This window comes from Variovorax sp. YR634, from assembly GCF_900106655.1.
Lineage (GTDB): Bacteria > Pseudomonadota > Gammaproteobacteria > Burkholderiales > Burkholderiaceae_C > Variovorax.
In genome coordinates this window covers 1-20,025 of the sequence record NZ_FNOL01000023.1, presented here as the reverse complement: position 1 = coordinate 20,025, position 20,025 = coordinate 1, and the positions used below count along the sequence as shown (strand labels likewise).

The following is a 20,025-nucleotide window of genomic DNA, read 5'->3' as shown; positions in this document are numbered from 1 at the left end:
TTTTTGCGGTTGCATTTCAGCTGCGAGCCCGGTCGTCGATCTCCCGCCAGGCGGAAGCGACGTTCTCGAGCAGCCGGTCAGCCTCGTCCAGGGCCTGCACGTCGTTGTGCAGGTTGGCGCGGAACAGCCGCTGCACGATGTAGTCGTAAAGCGCCGACAGGTTGCGCACGAGTTCGGCACCGGCGTCGCCGGCGGCCTGGGCGTCGAGCGCGGCCTTCAGGCCGTTGTCGACGATGCCGATGGCCTTGGAGATCGCGTTGCCCTTGGCTTCGATATCGCCGGCCGCCATGTGGTGGCGGGCCATGCCGATGGCGGTCTTCGCGCCATCGAAGAGCATCACGATGAGCTGGTGCGGCGACGCGCTCATCGCGCTCGTTTCCACACCGACGCGCGCATAAGCGCCGGCGCCGGTGCGCATGTTGTGGGAGGTGTACATCGGCTGGTGCCCCGCTTGCTTACTTGCTGCTGTTCGACATCGCTTCGAACTGCTGCGTGAGATAGGACTTCGTGTTGTTCATGCTGTTGATCAGCACGTCGAGCTGGTTGAACTGCTTGCGGTAGCGGTCGACCGTGGCGTCCACGCGCAGCTGCATCGCGTCGTACTGGTCGTCGAGCTGCTTGATGGTGGAGGTCACGCCGTCGCTGGCCACCTTCAGGGCGCCGGTGTTGAGGTCGGTCACCAGCGCATCGATCTGCTTGCCGTAGCCGGCCGTGCTGCCGGTGGCGCTCGAGAAGAGGTTCGCCACGCCCTTCAGGTTGTTGGCGAGGGCCTTGTCGAGCTTGTCGGAGTCCACGGCCAGGGTGCCGTCCTTCTGGAAGGCCACGCCGATCTCGGTGAGCACCTTCATGTCGTTGGTGCCGCCGGCCTGCGGCGTGGTGAGCGCCTGGCGGATGCGCGTCTGCAGGTTGCGCAGCGTGCTGTCGCCCACCAGCGCGGCGGCGGTGTTGGTGTCGGCGTCGTACGTGGTCAGCGACGCGGCGGTGCTCTGGAGGCTGTTGTAGGCCTTCACGAAATCGTTGATCGCCGTCTTCACGCCGGCCGTGTTTTCCTTCATCGACAGGCCGGTCTTGCCGGTGTTCACCAGCGTCAGCGTGGCGCCCTGGATGGCTTCCTTCACGGTGTTGCTCGCGCTGGTGACGTCGATGCCGTTGACGTTCAGCTTGGCGTTCTGCGCCGCTGCCGTCTGCTTCAGGTTCTGCGTGCCGGCCGGGTCGTTGTTCAGCAGGTTCTGCAGCGTCGCATCGCCGTCGACAGAGATGCGCATGCTCGACTTCTCACCGGTCTGCGTGGAGGTCAGCACCAGCCGGTTGGGCGAGCCGCTGCCGTCGTTCACGATGGTGGCCGTCACGCCCGCATTGGCGCCGTTGATCGCGTTGCGGATGCCTTCCAGCGTGTTGTTGGTCGGGTCGATGGTGATCGACTTCGCGGTCTGGCTCGCATCCGCGGTGAACGTGGCGCCGGTGTACTGGCCGGTCGTGGCGTTGAGCGTGCCGCCCGTGATCGCGCCGAAGTCGATGGTGATCTTGCCGTTGCCGATCGCGGTCTTGGTGTCGACCTGGCCCGCGGTGATGACGGTCTGCGCCTGCGCGAGCTGCGACACGTCGATGGTGTAGTTGCCGGCGGCGCTCACGTCCGTGGCGGATGCCGACAGGATGCCGCTGACGGTCGGCGTGCCGGTCACGCTCTGGAACAGCGTCGGGTCGCCCAGCTTCTTGGCAGCCGTCTGCAGCGTGCTGAGCGCGCTCTGGATCGTGCCGTAGGCGGACAGCTTGCTCGTGTAGCTCTTGGCCTTCGCCTGCAGTGCCACCAGGGGCTGGCTCTCGGCGGTCTGGAGTTGCGTGAGCAAGCTGGCAAGGTCGAGATTGGCGCCGACGCCGAGGCTGCTGATGGTTGCCATGTGAAAGCTTTCCTGAATTGGGTGTTCTGCTACGAATGAAGAATCTGGTGCGGCCTCAGGCTGCGTGGTCCACCAGCAAGCCGTTGCCGTCGCTCATCAGCTTCGCGATGCGCACGACGTCTTCATTGGGAATCTGGCGGATGACCTCGCCGCTGGCGCGGTCCACCACCTTGACGATGACTTTGTCTGTGTCCTTGTCGACCTCGAACTGCAGGCCGACCTCGCGCAGCGCGAAGGCTTCGTTCACCTGGTGCACCGCCTGCTCGACCTGCACCGGCGTGGCGTCGTCCTTCGCGTCGGCCGCAGCGTCGCCCTTCGCACCGGCCACCAGGCCCCGCACGGCCGCGGCGCCGCCGACGAGCAGCTGCGTCCACTGGTTCTCCATCACGGGGGTAGCCGGCACGGGGTTCAACATCATTTCCACCTTGTCTTGCTGGTTCGCTGTCCTCTGGGGCCTCACCCTTGGGGCATGGCCGCAGAGGGCAGCGCAAGTGGTCCCGGCTTGCTCCGGGGACCTGCGCCAGCCGGACTCCACCCTTGCGGGAGGGGCCCGGCATTCCTTTGCTTCTGACTAACTAGACCTTGTCGATCAACGCAGGAGCGACAGCACGCCTTGCGTGGTCTGGTTGGCTTGCGACAGCACCGAGGTACCTGCCTGTTGCAGGATCTGGGCGCGCGTCATGTTCGACACTTCGACGGCGTAGTCAGCGTCTTCGATGCGCGAACGCGACGAGGACAGGTTGGTCACCGTGGTGCCGAGGTTGGCGATCACCGAGTCGAAACGGTTCTGCACCGCACCCAGCGAGCTGCGCAGCTTGTCGACCTTCGACAGGGCGGCGTCCAGTGCCTTCAGCGGGTCGACCGTCGACTTGGCATCGCTCACTGCGTTGGTCGTCACCTTGCCGGGCTTGGTGGAATCGGCATACACGGTGCTGCCTTGCGAATCGGTCGCCACGCCGTTGGCGTTCAGGTTGATCGATTCGGCGGCGGTCGTCGTCAGGCCGCTCACGCCCATGTAGGCACCGGTCACGGCACCGCCGGCTGCTGCCACTGCGTAGGCCGCGGTAGCGCCAGCGCCGTCGATGTCGATGGAACCTGCGCCAGCGTTGATCTTGGCTGCGACCTGGTCGGCCGTGGCGCGCTCGCCGGCAACCGCGAAGGTGCTGGCGCCGGCAGCTGCCGTCACCACCGTGTACGAAGCGCCGGTTGCGCCGATGGTGATCGAGTCGCCGGTGGCGGACATGCCGGTGGCTTGCTCGAGCACTGCCGACAGCGTGGCGGCGGAAGTCGCGCCAGCGCCCGTCTTGGTCAGGTTCTTCGACGCGTCGAGGTACAGGGCCGAGCCGTCGGCAGCGTCGGTCATTGCACCGTTGCTGTCGATCTTGACGTCCATCGAACGGTTGCCGAGCTTGACGGTGGCGGTCACGCTGGTGCCGGCCGGCGGGGTCAGCGAAGCGAGCGTATTGGCCTGGCTGCGGGTAGCTTCCGTGGCGGTGTAGCTCTTGGTCGCTGCGCTGTAGGTGTAGGTTGCGCCGCCGGTCATGGTGACCGTGCCGCCGTCCTGCATCTTGGCCAGCACGTCGTTGGCCGTGGCGCCGTTGGCGGCCGTAGTCAGCGTGCGGCTGTAAGCCGTGATGCCGTTCGTGGTGGCACCCGCGGTGAAGCCGGCGACCAGCAGGTCGGAAGCCGTGGCGGTCTTGTTCTTCGAACCGGTGTTGTTGACGTTGAAGCCGTCCAGACCGAGGGTCTTGGCGCTGATTTCTTGCAGGTCGATGTCGATGGTTTCGCCATCGTTCGCGCCGACTTGAACGGTCAGCTTGCCGGCGTCAGCCGACAGGACCTTCACGCCGTTGAACTGGGTCTGTTCCGAGACGCGGTTGATTTCGTCCAGGCGCTGGCCGATTTCCGACTGGATCGAGTCCAGGTCGCTTGCCGAGTTCGTGCCCGTGGCGGCTTGCACCGACAGTTCGCGGATGCGTTGCAGGTTGTTGTTGACTTCGGTCAGCGCGCCTTCGGTCGTCTGGGCGATCGAGATGCCGTCGTTGGCGTTGCGCGTTGCTTGCGTCAGGCCCTTGATGTTGGCCGTGAAGCGGTTGGCAATGGCTTGGCCGGCAGCGTCATCCTTGGCGCTGTTGATGCGCATGCCCGAAGACAGGCGCTCGATGGCGCTGTTCAACGCCGACTGCGACTTGTTGAGATTGTTCTGCGTGATGAGAGAGAGGCTGTTCGTGTTGATGACTTGCGCCATGTTCGACTCCTGATTGATGAAAAAAGGTTGTGGACTCCGGCCTTCGGCCGTAACGCTGGACCCGCTTCCACTGTGAGACTCAAGCCATCGTTGACTTGGTTATCGGCGGGGTCTCACGAACCTTTAGGGCAACGTACAAAAAAGTTGCACAGGCTGCCCATGCCACCAACCCGCACCCTCAGGCCTGCAGGTTCATCACTTCCTGATAGGCGGTCACCAGGCGGTTGCGCACTTGCAGCCCGGTCTGGAAGGCGACGTTGGCCTTCTGCAGGTCGACCATCACGTCATTGAGCGCGGCACCGGGCTTGCCCAGTTCGAACGACTCGGCCTGCGCATAGGCCTGCTGCTGCGCGCCGCTGATGTTGGAAAGCGAGCGCTGGAGCTCGGCTGCGAAACCGCCGGCTTCGACCGGCGTACCGGCAGCGGCCGCGGGCGCAATGCCCGTGTGCAGTGCGGTGGCGCGCATCTGCTGCAGTACGGATTCGATGGCACTGATCGACATGGGAGATCCCTCTTCCTTTGTTTGAACACTTCTGCGTGACTTGACATGGAGGGGCAAAAGCCCTCCTGCCTGCTTGCAGCGTATCAAGGGAAGACCCCGATTCAAGCGCGCAACTGAGGGCAAAAACCCCGGCTGTTCGGGCATTCGAATTCCGGGTGACTGTTGACAATCGTCGGCGAAACGAACAGGCCGCGGACGACATCACGGGCCATCCGGAATGAAATCTCTACACCGAATCTCCACTCCCACCATGGCAACGGCAACCGCCACGACGAAGGTGCACCCATGAGCACGGCGGCGCCCGCGGGTGCTTTGCCTGCGGCCGGCAACGGCCAGCCTGCGCTACTGGACCGCATGCGCGCGCAGCCCCGGCTGCCGCTGATCATTGGAGGCGCGGCCCTGGTGGCCGCCGCGGCCGCGTTCATGCTCTGGAGCCGCGGGCCCGACTACAAGGTGCTCTACACCAACGTGTCGGACCGCGACGGCGGCGCGATCATCGCGTCGCTGCAGCAGATGAACGTGCCCTACAAGTTCGCCGACGGCGGCGGCGCGATCCTGATCGCGGGCGACAAGGTGGCCGAGACGCGCCTGAAGCTCGCGGCGCAGGGCCTGCCCAAGGCCGGCGGCGTCGGCTTCGAACTGATGGACAACCAGAAGTTCGGCACCAGCCAGTTCGCCGAGCAGGTCAACTACCAGCGCGGGCTCGAAGGCGAGCTGGCGCGCTCCATCGAATCCATCGGCGCCATCGAGTCGGCGCGCGTGCACCTGGCGCTGCCCAAGCCCTCGCTCTTCGTGCGCGACCAGAAGAAGCCATCGGCCTCGGTGGTGCTCGCGCTGGCACGCGGGCGCAGCATCGACGAAGGCCAGGTCAGCGCCATCGTGCACATGGTGTCCAGCAGCGTGCCCGACCTCGACGCCAAGAGCGTGACCGTGGTCGACCAGCGCGGCAACCTGCTGTCTTCGGCGCGCGGCGGCGACCGCGGGCTGGACGTGAGCCAGCTCAAGTACGCGCAGGAGATCGAGCAGGGCTACATCCGCCGCATCGAGGCGATCCTGCAGCCCATCGTGGGCGCGAACAATGTGCGCGCGCAGGTGGCGGCCGACATCGACTTCTCGGTGGTCGAGCACACCGACGAGAAATACAAGCCCAACCAGGACCCGACGCAGGTCGCCATCCGCAGCCAGCAGAGCAGCGAATCGGCGCAGCACGGCGGCGGGCAACCCGGCGGCGTGCCGGGCGCGCTGTCGAACCAGCCGCCGGTGAACCCGACCGCGCCCATCACCGGTCCGCGTGCACCGAACGCACCGGGCACGCCACCCGCGCCAGGAACACCCGGCGCTCCGGGTGCACCGGGCGTGGCAAGCTCCACGGCCAGCACCGCCCCCACCGGCCCGAGCAGCACGCGCAAGGACACCACCACCAACTACGAGCTCGACCGCACCATCCGCCACGTGCAGCAGGCCGCCGGCGGCGTGAAGCGCCTGTCGGTCGCCGTGGTGGTGAACAACCGCGATGCGGTGGACGCGAGCGGCAAGAGCAGCAGCCGCGCGCTGACTTCGGCCGAACTGGAGCAGATCCGCAACCTCGCGAAGGAAGCCATGGGCTTCAGCCAGGATCGCGGCGACTCGCTCAACGTGGTCAACAGCGCCTTCGCCCGCGACGCCGACAGCGCTCCCGCGCCCGAGGTGCCGTTCTGGCGCGACCGCGAGAACATCGAGCTCGGCAAGATGCTGGGCCAGTACCTGCTGTACGGGCTGCTCGCGCTCTTCGCCTGGTTCGCCGTGCTGCGCCCGCTGATGCGCCGGCACCTGGCTCCCGCGCCTGCACCCGCGGCGTCCTCCGGCCCCGCCTTCGCGCCGGCCGCGGAGCCGGACCCGAACGCGCCCTCCCCCGACGAAAGCCTCCGCGAGCGCGAGACCAACCGCCGCAAGGCCGACATGGAATACGCCCACCAGGCCGCCGACAAGGATCCGAAGCTGGTGGCCACCCTGATCCAGCACTGGATGCACAACGATGAATAGCGAAATGGGAACCCGCAAGAGCGCCATCCTTCTGATGGCGCTGGGCGAAGATCGCGCCGCAGCCGCGCTGCACCAGCTGCCCACCTCCGAGGTGCAGGCGCTGGGCCTTGCGATGTCGAAGCTCAGCTCCGTCTCCAAGGACGAGCTGGCCGCCGTGCTCTCCGAATTCCGCCACGAGACCGAGCAGCTGTCGGCCCTGCACCTGGGCTCGACCAGCTACATCCGCGCCGTGCTGAAGAAGGCGCTGGGCGACGACCGCGCCAGCAACCTGCTCGAGGACATCCTGCAGCCCGACGAGCCGCACGGCGGCATCGAGCGGCTCAACGAACTCGAGGCCGGCGAAGTGGCCGAACTCATCCGCGACGAGCATCCGCAGATCCTTGCAACGCTGCTCGTGCACCTGGACCGCATGAAGGCATCGGAAGTGCTGGAGAAGCTGCCGGCGCGGCTGCGCCACGACGTGATCATGCGCGTGGCCACCTTCGGCGGCGTGCAGCCATCGGCGCTGAACGAGCTGACCGACGTGCTCACCGAGATGCTCGCGGGCCAGGGCGTGCGCCGCAGCCGGCTGGGCGGCGTGCGCACCGCGGCCGAGATCGTCAACCTCATGAGCACCGGCGTGGAAGAAGAAGCCATCGCCCATGTGCGCGAACAGGACGAAGCGCTGGCCCAGCGCATCGTCGACGAGATGTTCGTGTTCGAGAACCTGCTGGGCCTGGAAGACCGCAGCATCCAGCGCCTGCTCAAGGACATCGAGTCCGACTCGCTCATCATCGCGCTCAAGGGCGCGCCGATGGAGCTGCGCGACAAGTTCCTCAACAACATGTCGCAGCGCGCCGCCGAGACGCTGCGCGAAGACATGGAGCTGCGCGGCCCCGTGCGCGTGTCGCAGGTCGAGACCGAGCAGAAGGCCATCCTGCAAGTCGCCCGCCGTCTGGCGGAGGCTGGCGAAATCGTGATCGCGGCGCCTGGCACCGATGACTTCGTCTGACACCAACGGCGCCTTCGGCGAGTCGCGCGAACGGCTTGCCGCCATCCATGCCGCCGCGCGCCATGCAGCGGCCGGACCGAAGCCTGCGCCCTCGCCCACTCCCACGCTTTCGGCCTGGGAGCGCTGGGAGATGGGCACCATCGACGGCAAGGCGCCCGCCAGCCGCAAGGGTGCCGAACGCAACGGCCCGCCGCCTGCACCGCCCGCCCCCAGGGTCGACCTTGCCGACATCGCGCGCATCCGCAGGGAAGCCCGCATCGACGGCGAGGCCGAGGGCCGCACCGCCGGGCTTGCCGAAGGCCGCAAGGTCGGGCACACCGAAGGGCTGGCCACCGGCCTCGCGGCCGCCAGCGTGCATGCCGAACGCCTGCGCGCGCTGGCCCAGTCGCTGCCCGATGCCTTGCGCCGCGCAGAAGAAGAACTCTCCCACACCGTGCTTGCGCTCGCGCTCGACGTGGCGCGCCAGGTGGTGCACCGCACGCTGAAGGCCGAGCCCGAATGGGTGCTGCCCGTGGTGCGCGACCTGCTCAACACCGAGCCCGCGCTGCGCGGTGAGCCGCGCCTGCTGCTGAACCCCGACGACGTGGCACTGGTGAAGAACAGCCTCGGCAACGAGATCGAAGCCGCCGGCTGGCAAGTGCGCGCCGACGACACCATCGCGCGCGGCGGCTGCCGCGTGCAGTCCGCCACCGGCGAACTCGACGGCACGCTCGGCACGCGCTGGAAGCGCGTGACCGCCTCGCTGCACGGCGACGCCGACGGGCAGGCCGACTCGCTCTGACGCCCATGCAGACCACCGCCGCCCCCAACGCCCATCTGCAATCGGTGCGCGCCGCGCTGGAGAAAGCGCGCGCCAACGTCGCGCATTGCGAGACCACCATCGCCTCGGGCCGCCTCACCCGCGCCGTCGGGCTGGTGCTCGAAGCCGTGGGCCTGCAACTGCCCGTGGGCAGCGACTGCCTGATCGAACTGCCGCCCGGCCATCCGCAGCGTCACGCCGAAGCCGAGGTCGTTGGCTTCGCCGGCGACCGTCTGTTCCTGATGTCGCAGACCGAAGTGGCGGGCCTCGTGCCCGGAGCGCGCGTGTTCGCGCGGCCCGGCTCGCCGGAGCCCGATGCAGCCGGCATGATCGGCAACGCACACACCAAGCGCCTGCCCGTGGGCGAAGGCATGCTCGGCCGCGTGGTCGATGCGGCCGGCCGGCCGCTCGACGGACTCGGCCCGCTCGACATCGCGCGCAAGGTGCCGCTGAGCACCCCGCCCGTCAACCCGCTGTCGCGTGCGCCCATCGATTCGGTGCTCGACGTCGGCGTGCGCGCCATCAACGCGATGCTCACCGTCGGCCGCGGCCAGCGCATGGGCCTGTTCGCCGGCTCCGGCGTGGGCAAGAGCGTGCTACTGGGCATGATGGCGCGCTACACCAGCGCCGAGGTCATCGTCGTCGGCCTGATCGGCGAACGCGGCCGCGAGGTGAAAGACTTCATCGAGAACACGCTGGGCGAAGAGGGCCTGGCCCGCGCGGTGGTGGTGGCCGCGCCTGCCGACAACTCGCCGCTGCTGCGCCTGCAGGGCGCGGCGTATGCAACCTGCCTGGCCGAATACTTCCGCGACCGCGGCAAGGACGTGCTGCTCATCATGGACTCGCTCACCCGCTACGCGATGGCGCAGCGCGAGATTGCGCTGGCCGTGGGCGAGCCGCCTGCCACCAAGGGCTATCCGCCGTCGGTGTTTGCCAAGCTGCCGGCGCTGGTGGAGCGCGCGGGCAACGGCGCACGCGATGCGCAGGGGCGCGGCGGCTCGATCACCGCCTTCTACACGGTGCTGTCCGAGGGCGACGACCAACAGGACCCGATTGCCGACTCGGCACGCGCGATTCTCGACGGGCACGTGGTGCTCTCGCGCACGCTGGCCGAGGCCGGGCACTACCCCGCCATCGACATCGAGGCTTCCATCAGCCGCGCCATGACCGCCTTGATTCCGTCTTCGCAGTACGACTCGGTGCGCCGCTTCAAGCAGATGCTCTCGCGCTATCAGCGCAACCGCGACCTGATCAGCGTGGGCGCCTATGCGCCCGGCCACGACCTGCAGCTCGACCAGGCGATCGCGATGTACCCGCGCATCGAAGGCTTCCTGCAGCAGTCGATGGACGAACGCGCGGGCTACGCCGAATCGATCGGGCACCTCGAAGGCCTGTTCGCGACCGAGCAGCGCGCATCCACGACAACAACACCGCAGAGATTCACGAAATGACACGCAAGCTCCCTCTCGGCATGCTGATCGACCTGGCGCACACGCAGACCGACGACGCCGCGCGGCGCCTGGGTGCGCTGCAGAACGCGCACCTCAACGCCAGCCAGAAGCTCGAACTGCTGCTGCAGTACCGGCAGGACTATCACGACCAGCTCGACGCGTTGATGCGCGACGGCCTGCCTTCTTCTCAGTGGCGCAACTACCGCAACTTTCTGGGCACGCTGGACGGCGCCATCGAGCAGCAGCGCGCCATCGCGGCGCAGACCGAGACCCGGCTCGACACCGGCCGCACCGACTGGCAGCAGCAGAAGCGCCGCCTGAGCTCCTTCGACACGCTGGCTGAGCGCGTGCGCATGCAGGAAATGATGGCCGAGGCCAAGCGCGAGCAGCGCGACAGCGACGAGCGCGCGGCGCGCAAGTTCTTCGACCGCGCCTCGCACCCGACTCTTTGAGTCCACTGATTGAATCTCCACGCAGGAACCGACATGACTCCCATGATCACGCCCCCCGTCATGACGAACGCCACCAGCCAGCCTGCCGCGCAGACCGGCGTGCGCAACCGCGGCACGGACGAAGACCAGGGCCGCAGCTTTGGCGCGGCGCTGGAGCGTTCGCGCGCGAACAACGGCAGCCACGGCGACGCGGCACCGAAAGACGGCGCACAGGATGTCGCCGCCATCGACCGCAAGCCGGTGCGCAAGCCCGGTGCGGATGAAGACACGAAGAAAGAAGACGCGCTGCCCGCCGACCCGAACCTCGCCTTTCTCGCGACGGCGCACACGCCGCTGCATGCGCTGACGCTCGCGGGGCGCTCTGCTCAACAGCAGCAAGGTGAAGGCGCGGCCGACGCCACCGCCGCAACGGCGCCCGCCGGTGCGGCAGAAATTCCGCTGGACCCGGCCCTGCAGGCCGCTGCCGCGAAGACGCTTGGCGCCGATGCAGCCGTCGCCGATGCATCGGCCGCACCCGAAGCCGCTGTGGTCTCGAAAGATGCCGCCACGAAACCCGCGACGGCCGCACTGCCCGCCACCCAGGCTGCGCAACTCCAGGCCGACACCGCGCCAGCCGCCTCGCTGCACGAACTCGCCCGCGCCGCCATCGCGGCACAGACCATGTCCGTCGGCATCGCGAAGCCCGCATCCGCTCCCGCCGGTTCGCCGGTCGGCACCGCCGCGACCGGCCGCGGCGCCGCATCGCGCGCCCCCGTGAGCGCCACCACCGCCGAGCAACTGGCCAGCGCCGCGCAGCAACCCGAAGCGGCCGACGACGCACAAGCCAAGACCGCGCCCATTGCAGCAGTGGCAGCCGCGACCGCCAGCGACACGGACGCCCAGCCACCCGTGGCACCCATCGCGCTCCAGCAGCCCGCCGCGATAGCAACCGCTTCATCAGGCAGCGCGAACGACACGGCCGCCACACGCGCCCCCGTGCACACCATCGCCCCCGAAGTCGGCAGCGACAAATGGGCGCCGGCCCTCGGCCAGCAGCTGGCGCGCATGAGCACCAGCGGCAATCACACGGCCGAACTCAACCTGAACCCAGCCGGCCTCGGCCCGCTCAAGGTGACGCTGTCGATGGGCGACAACCAGGCGCAGGCCATGTTCGTGTCGGCCCATGAGAGCGTGCGCAAGGCCATCGAGGCCGCGCTGCCGCAACTGCGCACTTCGCTGTCGGAGCAGGGCATCACGCTGGGCCAGACCTCGGTCGGCGCGGAAACCCGCCAGCCCTTCGGCAACGACGCCGCCTTTGCACAGCAACAAAGCCAGCAACAGCAGCAGAACGCCGCGCGGCAGCAGGCCGCCTCCCCTTACCCCGGCACAGGCCGCACCACGGCAAGCGCTCCGGAAATTGCGCCCCTCGCCGCCGTGCGCGCGGGTGCTTCCAACAACGCAGCCGGGGTGGACACCTTCGCCTGAGCCCCGGCAACACATTCGCCCCCGCCCGCGACGGCGCCCTGTGCGGCGCCCCGCAATGAACGGATATGAAACGCCTTTGTGCGCTTGTTCGGCCGTTCGTTCGCGAGGGACTTCGCAAAGAATAGATCGGACAAGAAAAACCGCTTAACCATGGCTACCTCATCACCCGCCGCAACTGTCGCACCGGCCATCTCCGCAACGCTGGCCCCCCGCCGCTCCTCGAAGCTGCTGATCGGAATCGTGATCGCCGTCGGCCTGATCGCTGCCGGCGGCGCGGCCGCGTATGTCTTCCTGCCCCGCTTCATGGGCGCCGCCTCCACCGAAACGGCCAAGGCGCCGACGCCCGAGAAGCCCATCTTCCTGACGCTCGAGCCGCTCACCGTCAACCTGCAGTCGGAAGGCCGCGGCCGCTTCCTGCAGATCGGCATGGCGGTGCGCGTGCGCGACGAGCAGACCAAGGCGCAGCTCGTCGAGTTCATGCCCGAGGTGCGCAGCCGCCTGCTGCTCCTGCTGTCGAACCGCGCGCCCGAATCGGTGGTGGCGCCGGAAGACAAGGCCAAGCTGGCCGAGGAGATCCGCAAGGCGCTGAGCACCCCGCTGGCCCCGGAAACGCCCGAACTGGGCATCTCCAGCGTCTCCTTCAACACGTTCGTCGTGCAGTGACCACCTCTTCCTTCGGACAAGCGATCCATGGCGTATGAACAGGTGCTCTCCCAGGACGAGGTCGATGCGCTTCTGCAAGGCGTCACCGGCGGAGACCTCGACCAGGCGGCCTCTCCCGCACCGCCGAAGGACGGCCTTCCGGCCTACGACCTCGGTGCGCCCGACCGCGTGGTGCGCAACCGCATGCACACGCTGGAGGTCATCAACGACCGCTTTGCGCGCGGCCTGCGCGGCGCGCTGCTGAACTTCATGCGCCGCAGCCCCGACATCTCGGTGGGGCCGGTGCAGATCCAGCAGTACGGCGAGTTCGTGCGGCACCTGCCGGTGCCCGCGAACATCAACATGATCCACATGAAGCCGCTGCGCGGCACCGCCCTCTTCGTGTTCGACCCGAAGCTGGTGTTTCTCGTGGTGGACAACCTGTTCGGCAGCGACGGCCGCTACCACGTGCGCGTGGAAGGCCGCGACTTCACGCGCACCGAGCAGCGCATCATCAAGCGCCTGCTCGACCTGTCGCTGCAGTGCTATGGCGACGCATGGCAGCCGGTGTTTCCGCTGGACTTCGACTACGTGCGCGCCGAGATGCACGGCAAGCTCGCCAACATCGTCGCGCCCAACGAGGTGGTGATCAACACCACGCTGCAGATCGAGTTCGGCCCCGTCGGCGGCTTCCTGCACGTGTGCATTCCCTACTCGATGATCGAGCCGATCCGCGACCTGCTGTCCAACCCGATACAGGACGAGGTCGAGGTCGACAAGCGCTGGGTCAAGCAGATGTCGCGCCAGATGCAGGCCGCCGACGTCGAGCTGGTGGCCGACTTCGTGACCATGCCATCGACGCTGGGCGAAGTGATGAAGCTGCAGATCGGCGACGTGATTCCCATCGAGCTGCCCGAGACGGTCGTCGCCAAGGTCGGCGGCGTGCCGGTGATGGAGTGCGGCTACGGCACCTCCAACGAGCGCTATGCGCTGCGCGTGCAACACATGATCTCCCACCAAGACAGCGATTTGAAGAACGACCATGACTGACAACACCTCTTCCGGCAGCAGCGACGCGGACGACTGGGCCAGCGCCCTGGCCGAGCAGACGGCCGCCTCGGCCCCTGCCGCATCCGAACCCGCCCCCGCACCCACATTCGCGCCAGCCACCGCGCAGGTCTTCCAGCAGATCCAGGACGCGCCGCCCCCCGCGCACTCGTCCTCCACGCCGGTCGACATCGCGCGCGTGCTCGACGTGCCGGTGCAGCTCACCGCCGAGATCGGCCGCACGCGCATCACCATCAAGAACCTGCTGCAGCTGTCGCAGGGCTCGGTGGTGGAGCTCGACGGCCTGGCCGGCCAGCCGCTGGACGTACTGATCAACGGCTACCTCATTGCGCAAGGCGAAGTGGTTGTGGTGAACGAGAAGTACGGCATTCGCCTGACCGACATCGTCACGCCCTCCGAGCGCATGCAGAAGCTCGCGCGCGCATGAGCCTTCCCACCGTGCCCACGCCCGTTCACGACGTGGCTCCGGCCGCCGTCGGCGCATCGGGCCTGCTGCAGGCCGGCTTCGGCATGGCGGCGGTGGTCGGCCTGATTTTTCTGTGCGCCTGGCTGGCGCGGCGCTTCGGCCTTCAGCGCCTGGGCAGCGGCCAACTGGTGAAGGTGGTGTCGAGCGCCGCGGTAGGCCAGCGCGAGCGCGTGGTCGTGGTGGAAGTGGGCGACACCTGGCTGGTGCTGGGCGTTACGCCGAGCCAGGTCAACACGCTGCACACGCTGCCGGCGCAGGCCTATGCGGCTGCTGCAGCCTCCGCGTCGCCATCGGTCGCACCCACACCTGTCGAACTCTTTGCCCGCAAGCTGCGTGAAGCCCTCTCGGGCAAGCCGCATCGTCCTGCCCCATGAAGAACCCCGCATTGCGCCGCGGCATGCGCGCCGCGCTGCTGTTGCTCGCCGCCACGCTGCTGCCCGCCGTTGCATGGACGCAGGGCCTGCCCGGCATCACCAGCACGCCCGGCCCCGGCGGTAGCCAGACCTGGTCGCTGAGCGTGCAGACCATGGTGCTGCTGACCTCGCTCACCTTCCTGCCCGCGCTGCTGCTGTCGATGACCAGCTTCACGCGCATCCTCATCGTGCTGGGCCTGCTGCGCACCGCCATCGGCACGCAGACCTCGCCGCCCAACCAGATTCTGGTGGGGCTGTCGCTCTTCCTCACCTTCTTCGTGATGTCACCGGTGCTCGACAAGGCCTACAACGAGGCCTACAAGCCCTTCTCCGAGAACAAGATCAGCGTCGACACCGCGCTGGAGCGCGGCATTGCGCCCTTCAAGACCTTCATGCTCAAGCAGACCCGCGAGAACGACCTGGCCCTGTTCGCCCGGCTCGCCAAGGTGCCCGAGATGCAGGGCCCCGAAGACGTGCCCTTGCGCATACTGCTGCCCTCCTTCGTCATCAGCGAGCTGAAGACCGCGTTCCAGATCGGCTTCACCATCTTCATACCGTTTCTCATCATCGACCTCGTGGTGGCCAGCGTGCTGATGTCCATGGGCATGATGATGGTGCCGCCTGCTTCCATTGCGCTGCCCTTCAAGCTGATGCTCTTCGTTCTGGCCGACGGCTGGCAACTGCTCATCGGCGCGCTCGCGCAAAGCTTCTACCTCTAGGTACGCAGAGATGAACCCCGAATCCGTCATGACCATGGGCTACAGGGCCATGGAAATCTCGCTGCTCATCGGCGCGCCGCTGCTGCTGGTGGCGCTGATCATCGGCCTGATAGTGAGCATCTTCCAGGCGGCCACGCAGATCAATGAAGCCACGCTGTCCTTCATTCCCAAGCTGCTGGCCGTGTTCGCGACGCTGGTGATTGCAGGGCCATGGATGTTGGACCGCATGCTCGACTACATCCGCGCGCTGTTCGCCGGCATTCCGCAAATGCTGGCGTGACGTGATTTGAGGTGACATGACCCCGTCAATCATCTCGGTCACCTCGGCCCAGCTCGAGGGCTGGATGATGGCCTTCCTCTGGCCCTTTGTGCGCATGCTCGCACTGGTGAGCACCGCGCCGATCTTCGGCGAAGCGTGGGTGCCGCGGCCCGTGAAAGTGGCCATTGCCGCCATGCTGGCCTTTGTGATCTCGCCCACCATCGGGGCGTTGCCCACGGTGCCGGTGGTGTCCGCCGGCGGCGTGTGGATCATCGTGCAGCAGGTGCTGATCGGCGTGGCCATGGGCTTCACCGTGCGGCTCGTGTTCACAGCCGTGCTGGCCGCGGGTGAATACATCGGCCTGCAGATGGGCTTGTCGTTCGCATCGTTCTTCGACCCGATGAGCCACGGCAGCACCATGGTGGTGTCGCGCCTGCTGAACATGCTGGCGATGCTGATCTTCCTGGCGCTCGACGGGCATCTGCTGATGGTGAATGCGCTGGCTGAGAGCTTTCAAACACTGCCGATTGCCGATGCGCCGCTTGCGTCTGGTGGGTGGATGTTCCTGGTGCTGGCCGGGGGCGACATCTTTGCCAGCGGGCTGATGCTGGCGCTGCCGCTGATTACCGCGCTGCTTACGCTGAACCTGGCCATGGGCATCCTGAACCGGGCATCGCCGCAGTTCAGCATTTTTGCGGTGGGCTTTCCGCTGACGCTGCTGGCGGGGATTTTCATGATGCAGCTGTTGATGCCGAATCTGGGGGCGTTTCTGGAGCCTCGGTTTGGGGAGGCTGTGGGGAACATGTTGCGGGTTACGCAGGGGTTGCGGCCCTGATTCGAAGGTGATGCAAAGGACCCGGATCGCATGAAGATCCAAACTGGTGCATCAAACTGATTAATCAAATGGCACGAGATCTGCTTGATCAGACGCATGCCATCTTCCACCGACATCAGCGAGCGCATCGTCGAGGCCGTCCTCGCCAAGAAGCTCGCACCGGGTGCCCGCCTCGGCGAACAGCAACTGTGCGATCTCTTCGATGCACCGCGCGCGGTGGTGCGCGAGGCGCTCACCACCTTGTCGGTTCGCGGCATGGTGAAGGCCAGCGCGCGTCGCGGGTGGTACCTGGTCGAGCTGTCGCTGGAGGAAGCCCAGGCCGCTTTTGACGCGCGCCTCGTGATCGAGACCGGCCTCATCCGGTGCAGCAAGCCTCTGGCCTCCAAGGCGCTGCAGCGGCTGCGCACGCACCTGAAGCGTCAGCGCGAAGCGGTCGAAGGCTCCGATGTGGGAGCGCGCAGCTTCCTGCTGGGGGACTTTCACGTCTGCCTGGCCGAATGCCTGGGGAACAGCGTGCTCGCGGCCACGGTTCGCGACCTCACCGCACGCACGATGCTGATCGCCTTGCGCTACCAGTCGGAAGACGAGGCTGCGCACTCCTTCAGCGAGCACAGCGCCATCGTCGAGGCGCTGGAAGCCGGCGACATGGCCCTGGCCGAACAGCGCGTCTTCGCCCACCTGTCGACCTGGCAACTCAAGCTGCGGGTGCCCGCAGACCAGACGCCCGACCCGTTGGCCGGGCTGCGGCTCGCGCTCACGCCATTGTCTGCGCCCCGGTGAAGCATCCCCTGCCACGCGCCCCCGATTTCCCTGCCGACTTCTTCTCAACGCCCATCCCAACCCTGGAGCACGCCACCATGTTCAGCAAACGCCACCTTTCCCTCGGCCTCGCAGCCGCCCTCACCTTTCTCGCAGCCGGTGCCTCGCACGCACAGAACGCGCTGGACACGATCACGAAGAGCAAGACGGTCCGGATCGCGATTCCCACCGACTTTCCGCCCTACGGCTCGGTCGGCCCGGACATGGCGCCCCAGGGGCTGGACATCGAAGTCGCGCGGCTGATCGCCGGCAAGCTCGGCGCCAAGGTCGAATTGATTCCGGTCTCGACGGCGAACCGCATCCCCTATCTGCAGACCAAGAAGGCCGACCTCGTGATCTCGACGCTGGGCAAGAACCCGGAGCGCGAAAAAGTCATCGACTTCACGGTGGCCTACTCGCCCTTCTTCATCGCAGTGTTCGGCCCGAAGACGCTGTCCGTGAAAGCGCCGGCTGAGCTCGCGGGCAAATCCATCTCCGTCACGCGCGGCTCCGTGGACGACGCGGAACTCACCAAGGTGGCGCCGGCCTCCGTGGAGTTGCGCCGCTTCGAGGACAACAACGCGACCATCTCGGCCTTTGTCGCCGGACAGACGCAGCTGGTGGCAACCAGCGCCCAGGTGGCGAGCACCATGATGGCGAAGAACCCGCAACTTGGAAGCGAGCTCAAGTTCGTGCTGAAGGATTCCCCGAACTTCGTCGGCGTGGCCAAGGGAGAGGACGCGCTGCGGCTCAAGGTCAACGAGATCTTGCTCGATGCGAAGAAGAGCGGCGAACTCGACAAGCTGGCCATCAAGTGGCTGGGCCGCCCCGCCGGCGATTTGCCGCAGTAAGGCGCTCCCACGACATGAATGAGCCATGGCGCCTCAGTGCGGCGCAGCTGACCGCCGGGTACGCAAAGCAGTTGTTCACGCCCCTCGACGCGCTGCAGGCGTGCCTGGCACGCACCGAGGCTTGCGAGCCGTCGCTCAACGCCTTCGTGGCACTCGACCGGGAAGGTGCGCGGCGCGCGGCGGCGTCCAGCACGGCACGCTGGGCCACCGGCCGGCCGCTGGGCCCGCTCGACGGCGTGCCAATGAGCGTCAAGGACAACATGCACGTCGCGGGTCTTCCCACGTCGTGGGGAAGCAGGCTGCTGCAGGGCTTTGTCGCATCGCACGACGAGCTGCCCGTGGCGCGCCTGCGTGCGGCGGGCGCCGTGCTGTTCGGCAAATCGAACCTGCCTGAATTCGCGATGCAGGGCTACACCTCCAACGCCCTGCACGGCACGACCCGCAACCCCTGGGACACCGCGCTGACGCCGGGCGGATCGTCGGGCGGTGCTGCGGCGGCAGTCGCGGCGGGCCTGGGGCCGCTAGCGCTGGCTACCGATGGCGGCGGCTCCATCCGGCGGCCTGCATCGCATTGCGGTCTTGTGGGATTCAAGCCTTCGCGCGGCCTCGTGCGCAGGGAGCGCGGCTTGCCCGAGATATTCCTCGACTACGAAGTGGCCGGCGGAATCGGTCGCTGCGTGAAAGACGTACAGCATCTGACGGAGGCGATCGCAGGGTCGCGCCTGGAGGCCGGCCGGCCCACGCCGTCTCGCATTCTTTTCGTGCCCCGTTTCGGCACCCATGCCGTCGACCCCAACATTGCCGCGTCGGTGCGTCGCGCGGCCGAGGGTTTCGCCACGTTGGGGCATGCGGTGGACGAAGCACAGCAGCAGGTGAACTGGTCGGAGGCGATCAACGCGCTGTGGCCGACACTTTCCAATGCAGGGCTCGCCTGGATGCTCCAGCGCGCATGGCAATGGCCCGAGTTCGGATTGCCCGAGGGCGTTCACCCGGATCTCTCACGCTGCGGCGCGGTCGCGCAGGCGAATTTCAACGCCGGCCTGAAGCTCGATGCATCCGGCCTGTTCGACGTGCTGGCGGAAGTGCGTGAGCTCGAGCGACAGATGGAAGTCGTCTTCGCCCGCTACGACTTCATCCTCACACCCGCGACGGCCGCCCTGCCCTGGCCCTGTGAACAGAGCCACCCCGAGCGGATAGCGGACACGGAAGTCGGCCCGCGCGGGCATGCCGTCTTCACCGCCTTCGCCAATGCCGCGGGCCTGCCGGCCATTGCATTGCCAAGCGCGCACGCAGAGGGCCTGCCGACCGGCATCCAGCTGGTCGCATCGGCCGGCCACGATGCCGAACTGCTGGCATTGGCCATGCAGTATGAGGAGGCCTTTCCATGGCCTGCGCTGTGGGACGAAGGGTTTCACTCAACGGGCTGAAATGAGGAGGTTCCACCCGGCATTTGGGTTGGAACTGCGGGCCGTAGGGGCATCGCGCTCGTTTCGATCGCAGATGTCTGCGTGGCTATACTGCGCCCGTCATGTCAAAAACAGGCGTGATCGGGATTGGCGTCCCGAGTAACTGCTGCGACGAAAGCCGCAGATTTCTTCGCAGAGACTCTGCGGCTTTGTCGTTCGTGCCTCCAGTTTTGGCGGCTCGAGCAGGGAGCCGCGAGGCTCGCCGGTTTGCGCAAGCAGTTCCCGGTACGCCAACCTGTTCGAGCTGCCGCCTCCAATTGGCGTTGGATGCGGTGGTTTATGCAAAACCGAACTGTTTGGAGGCCACTCGTGGCTAGCTGCACTCGCGCGTCCGCGCACGTCCCCCCATTTCCCGAATCCTCTGAGGCCGTCAGCGTTGAATCGCTTGCGCTACAGGCATGCGATGACATCGACAGCCTTCACGCTGTGCATCGTGCCTATGCGTGTCTTGAAAAACTCATCGTCCCGCAGGGTGTGAACGATACGGAAGAGGTTTATCCGACCCGCACCGAACTCAGCGCGCTGGTGCGGGTGGTCAATGAGGAACTGCAGCGGCGGATTGAAGCAGCCGACACCACGATGCAGTGTAAGCGTCCGGCCAACGCATCTTGAATCCGCCGGGAGGCCCGACCAGCATGGTGTCCACCAGACTCACAGGTGGACACCATTCAAGACTCCAAA

At 67.0% G+C, this 20,025-nt stretch carries 22 protein-coding genes; 17 read left to right on the top strand and 5 right to left on the bottom strand.

Annotated elements, in window-relative coordinates; translation table 11 throughout:
• Nucleotides 1-16: 16 nt before the first annotated feature.
• The 5 genes from fliS to fliE form a co-directional block, all read right to left on the bottom strand.
• The gene (gene fliS, locus BLV60_RS27950) at nucleotides 17-436 is read right to left on the bottom strand and encodes a flagellar export chaperone FliS (RefSeq protein ID WP_093058563.1); all 420 of its coding nucleotides are present in this window, start codon (nucleotides 434-436) and stop codon (nucleotides 17-19) included.
• Nucleotides 437-455: 19 nt separating this feature from the next.
• The gene (fliD, locus tag BLV60_RS27945) at nucleotides 456-1,898 is read right to left on the bottom strand and encodes a flagellar filament capping protein FliD (protein WP_093058562.1); all 1,443 of its coding nucleotides are present in this window, start codon (nucleotides 1,896-1,898) and stop codon (nucleotides 456-458) included.
• 55 nt (nucleotides 1,899-1,953) lie between these two features.
• Nucleotides 1,954-2,316 (bottom strand): flagellar protein FlaG, encoded by a 363-nt coding sequence (locus BLV60_RS27940; protein ID WP_093058561.1) that lies wholly within the window; start codon nucleotides 2,314-2,316, stop codon nucleotides 1,954-1,956.
• A gap of 171 nt (nucleotides 2,317-2,487) precedes the next feature.
• The gene (locus BLV60_RS27935) at nucleotides 2,488-4,146 is read right to left on the bottom strand and encodes a FliC/FljB family flagellin (protein ID WP_093058560.1); all 1,659 of its coding nucleotides are present in this window, start codon (nucleotides 4,144-4,146) and stop codon (nucleotides 2,488-2,490) included.
• 178 nt (nucleotides 4,147-4,324) lie between these two features.
• Nucleotides 4,325-4,648, bottom strand: coding sequence for a flagellar hook-basal body complex protein FliE (gene fliE / locus BLV60_RS27930; protein ID WP_093058559.1), 324 nt, complete (start codon nucleotides 4,646-4,648; stop codon nucleotides 4,325-4,327).
• 285 nt (nucleotides 4,649-4,933) lie between these two features.
• Here fliE and fliF point away from each other — a divergent pair, with 285 nt between their 5' ends.
• From fliF to BLV60_RS34720, 17 genes are all read left to right on the top strand, one after another.
• Nucleotides 4,934-6,670, top strand: coding sequence for a flagellar basal-body MS-ring/collar protein FliF (gene fliF, locus BLV60_RS27925; protein ID WP_093058558.1), 1,737 nt, complete (start codon nucleotides 4,934-4,936; stop codon nucleotides 6,668-6,670).
• Complete coding sequence (gene fliG / locus BLV60_RS27920; RefSeq protein ID WP_093058557.1) at nucleotides 6,663-7,661, top strand: flagellar motor switch protein FliG; 999 nt, start codon at nucleotides 6,663-6,665, stop codon at nucleotides 7,659-7,661. The genes fliF and fliG overlap by 8 nt, the downstream gene beginning before the upstream one ends.
• On the top strand, nucleotides 7,648-8,442 hold the full coding sequence (gene fliH / locus BLV60_RS27915) for a flagellar assembly protein FliH (protein WP_093058556.1): 795 nt from the start codon (nucleotides 7,648-7,650) through the stop codon (nucleotides 8,440-8,442). Before fliG ends, fliH begins: the two co-directional genes overlap by 14 nt.
• 5 nt (nucleotides 8,443-8,447) lie before the next feature.
• On the top strand, nucleotides 8,448-9,911 hold the full coding sequence (fliI, locus tag BLV60_RS27910; protein ID WP_093058555.1) for a flagellar protein export ATPase FliI: 1,464 nt from the start codon (nucleotides 8,448-8,450) through the stop codon (nucleotides 9,909-9,911).
• A complete protein-coding gene (fliJ, locus tag BLV60_RS27905) occupies nucleotides 9,908-10,363 on the top strand; it encodes a flagellar export protein FliJ (RefSeq protein ID WP_093058554.1) in 456 nt (151 codons plus the stop codon). Before fliI ends, fliJ begins: the two co-directional genes overlap by 4 nt.
• Before the next feature lie 33 nt (nucleotides 10,364-10,396).
• A complete protein-coding gene (locus BLV60_RS27900) occupies nucleotides 10,397-11,827 on the top strand; it encodes a flagellar hook-length control protein FliK (protein ID WP_093058553.1) in 1,431 nt (476 codons plus the stop codon).
• 150 nt (nucleotides 11,828-11,977) lie between these two features.
• Nucleotides 11,978-12,490, top strand: coding sequence for a flagellar basal body-associated protein FliL (gene fliL / locus BLV60_RS27895; RefSeq protein WP_093058552.1), 513 nt, complete (start codon nucleotides 11,978-11,980; stop codon nucleotides 12,488-12,490).
• A gap of 27 nt (nucleotides 12,491-12,517) precedes the next feature.
• Nucleotides 12,518-13,519, top strand: a complete 1,002-nt coding sequence (fliM, locus tag BLV60_RS27890; protein ID WP_093058551.1) for a flagellar motor switch protein FliM — start codon at nucleotides 12,518-12,520, stop codon at nucleotides 13,517-13,519.
• Nucleotides 13,512-13,964 (top strand): flagellar motor switch protein FliN, encoded by a 453-nt coding sequence (gene fliN, locus BLV60_RS27885; protein WP_093058550.1) that lies wholly within the window; start codon nucleotides 13,512-13,514, stop codon nucleotides 13,962-13,964. Before fliM ends, fliN begins: the two co-directional genes overlap by 8 nt.
• On the top strand, nucleotides 13,961-14,377 hold the full coding sequence (fliO, locus tag BLV60_RS27880) for a flagellar biosynthetic protein FliO (RefSeq protein ID WP_093058549.1): 417 nt from the start codon (nucleotides 13,961-13,963) through the stop codon (nucleotides 14,375-14,377). The genes fliN and fliO overlap by 4 nt, the downstream gene beginning before the upstream one ends.
• Entirely contained in the window at nucleotides 14,374-15,135 is a 762-nt protein-coding gene (fliP, locus tag BLV60_RS27875; RefSeq protein ID WP_093058548.1) for a flagellar type III secretion system pore protein FliP, read from the top strand. The genes fliO and fliP overlap by 4 nt, the downstream gene beginning before the upstream one ends.
• A 10-nt stretch (nucleotides 15,136-15,145) precedes the next feature.
• Complete coding sequence (fliQ, locus tag BLV60_RS27870; protein ID WP_093058547.1) at nucleotides 15,146-15,415, top strand: flagellar biosynthesis protein FliQ; 270 nt, start codon at nucleotides 15,146-15,148, stop codon at nucleotides 15,413-15,415.
• A 16-nt stretch (nucleotides 15,416-15,431) separates the two neighbouring features.
• Nucleotides 15,432-16,229, top strand: coding sequence for a flagellar biosynthetic protein FliR (gene fliR / locus BLV60_RS27865; protein ID WP_093058546.1), 798 nt, complete (start codon nucleotides 15,432-15,434; stop codon nucleotides 16,227-16,229).
• A 96-nt stretch (nucleotides 16,230-16,325) separates the two neighbouring features.
• Nucleotides 16,326-17,009 (top strand): GntR family transcriptional regulator, encoded by a 684-nt coding sequence (locus BLV60_RS27860; RefSeq protein ID WP_093058545.1) that lies wholly within the window; start codon nucleotides 16,326-16,328, stop codon nucleotides 17,007-17,009.
• A gap of 77 nt (nucleotides 17,010-17,086) precedes the next feature.
• On the top strand, nucleotides 17,087-17,878 hold the full coding sequence (locus BLV60_RS27855) for a transporter substrate-binding domain-containing protein (RefSeq protein ID WP_093058544.1): 792 nt from the start codon (nucleotides 17,087-17,089) through the stop codon (nucleotides 17,876-17,878).
• 14 nt (nucleotides 17,879-17,892) lie between these two features.
• Nucleotides 17,893-19,305: an amidase gene (locus tag BLV60_RS27850; RefSeq protein WP_093058543.1), complete on the top strand. Its 1,413-nt coding sequence runs from the start codon at nucleotides 17,893-17,895 to the stop codon at nucleotides 19,303-19,305.
• A gap of 348 nt (nucleotides 19,306-19,653) precedes the next feature.
• The gene (locus tag BLV60_RS34720; RefSeq protein ID WP_093058635.1) at nucleotides 19,654-19,956 is read left to right on the top strand and encodes a hypothetical protein; all 303 of its coding nucleotides are present in this window, start codon (nucleotides 19,654-19,656) and stop codon (nucleotides 19,954-19,956) included.
• Nucleotides 19,957-20,025 lie beyond the last annotated feature (69 nt).

Excerpts from the sequence above, each read along its gene's own strand:
- fliS (WP_093058563.1), bottom strand. The coding sequence starts at position 436 with ATGTACACCTCCCACAACATGCGCACCGGCGCCGGCGCTTATGCGCGC.
- fliD (WP_093058562.1), bottom strand. The coding sequence starts at position 1,898 with ATGGCAACCATCAGCAGCCTCGGCGTCGGCGCCAATCTCGACCTTGCC.
- BLV60_RS27940 (WP_093058561.1), bottom strand. The coding sequence starts at position 2,316 with ATGATGTTGAACCCCGTGCCGGCTACCCCCGTGATGGAGAACCAGTGG.
- BLV60_RS27935 (WP_093058560.1), bottom strand. The coding sequence starts at position 4,146 with ATGGCGCAAGTCATCAACACGAACAGCCTCTCTCTCATCACGCAGAAC.
- fliE (WP_093058559.1), bottom strand. The coding sequence starts at position 4,648 with ATGTCGATCAGTGCCATCGAATCCGTACTGCAGCAGATGCGCGCCACC.
- fliF (WP_093058558.1), top strand. The coding sequence starts at position 4,934 with ATGAGCACGGCGGCGCCCGCGGGTGCTTTGCCTGCGGCCGGCAACGGC.
- fliG (WP_093058557.1), top strand. The coding sequence starts at position 6,663 with ATGAATAGCGAAATGGGAACCCGCAAGAGCGCCATCCTTCTGATGGCG.
- fliH (WP_093058556.1), top strand. The coding sequence starts at position 7,648 with ATGACTTCGTCTGACACCAACGGCGCCTTCGGCGAGTCGCGCGAACGG.
- fliI (WP_093058555.1), top strand. The coding sequence starts at position 8,448 with ATGCAGACCACCGCCGCCCCCAACGCCCATCTGCAATCGGTGCGCGCC.
- fliJ (WP_093058554.1), top strand. The coding sequence starts at position 9,908 with ATGACACGCAAGCTCCCTCTCGGCATGCTGATCGACCTGGCGCACACG.
- BLV60_RS27900 (WP_093058553.1), top strand. The coding sequence starts at position 10,397 with ATGACTCCCATGATCACGCCCCCCGTCATGACGAACGCCACCAGCCAG.
- fliL (WP_093058552.1), top strand. The coding sequence starts at position 11,978 with ATGGCTACCTCATCACCCGCCGCAACTGTCGCACCGGCCATCTCCGCA.
- fliM (WP_093058551.1), top strand. The coding sequence starts at position 12,518 with ATGGCGTATGAACAGGTGCTCTCCCAGGACGAGGTCGATGCGCTTCTG.
- fliN (WP_093058550.1), top strand. The coding sequence starts at position 13,512 with ATGACTGACAACACCTCTTCCGGCAGCAGCGACGCGGACGACTGGGCC.
- fliO (WP_093058549.1), top strand. The coding sequence starts at position 13,961 with ATGAGCCTTCCCACCGTGCCCACGCCCGTTCACGACGTGGCTCCGGCC.
- fliP (WP_093058548.1), top strand. The coding sequence starts at position 14,374 with ATGAAGAACCCCGCATTGCGCCGCGGCATGCGCGCCGCGCTGCTGTTG.
- fliQ (WP_093058547.1), top strand. The coding sequence starts at position 15,146 with ATGAACCCCGAATCCGTCATGACCATGGGCTACAGGGCCATGGAAATC.
- fliR (WP_093058546.1), top strand. The coding sequence starts at position 15,432 with ATGACCCCGTCAATCATCTCGGTCACCTCGGCCCAGCTCGAGGGCTGG.
- BLV60_RS27860 (WP_093058545.1), top strand. The coding sequence starts at position 16,326 with ATGCCATCTTCCACCGACATCAGCGAGCGCATCGTCGAGGCCGTCCTC.
- BLV60_RS27855 (WP_093058544.1), top strand. The coding sequence starts at position 17,087 with ATGTTCAGCAAACGCCACCTTTCCCTCGGCCTCGCAGCCGCCCTCACC.
- BLV60_RS27850 (WP_093058543.1), top strand. The coding sequence starts at position 17,893 with ATGAATGAGCCATGGCGCCTCAGTGCGGCGCAGCTGACCGCCGGGTAC.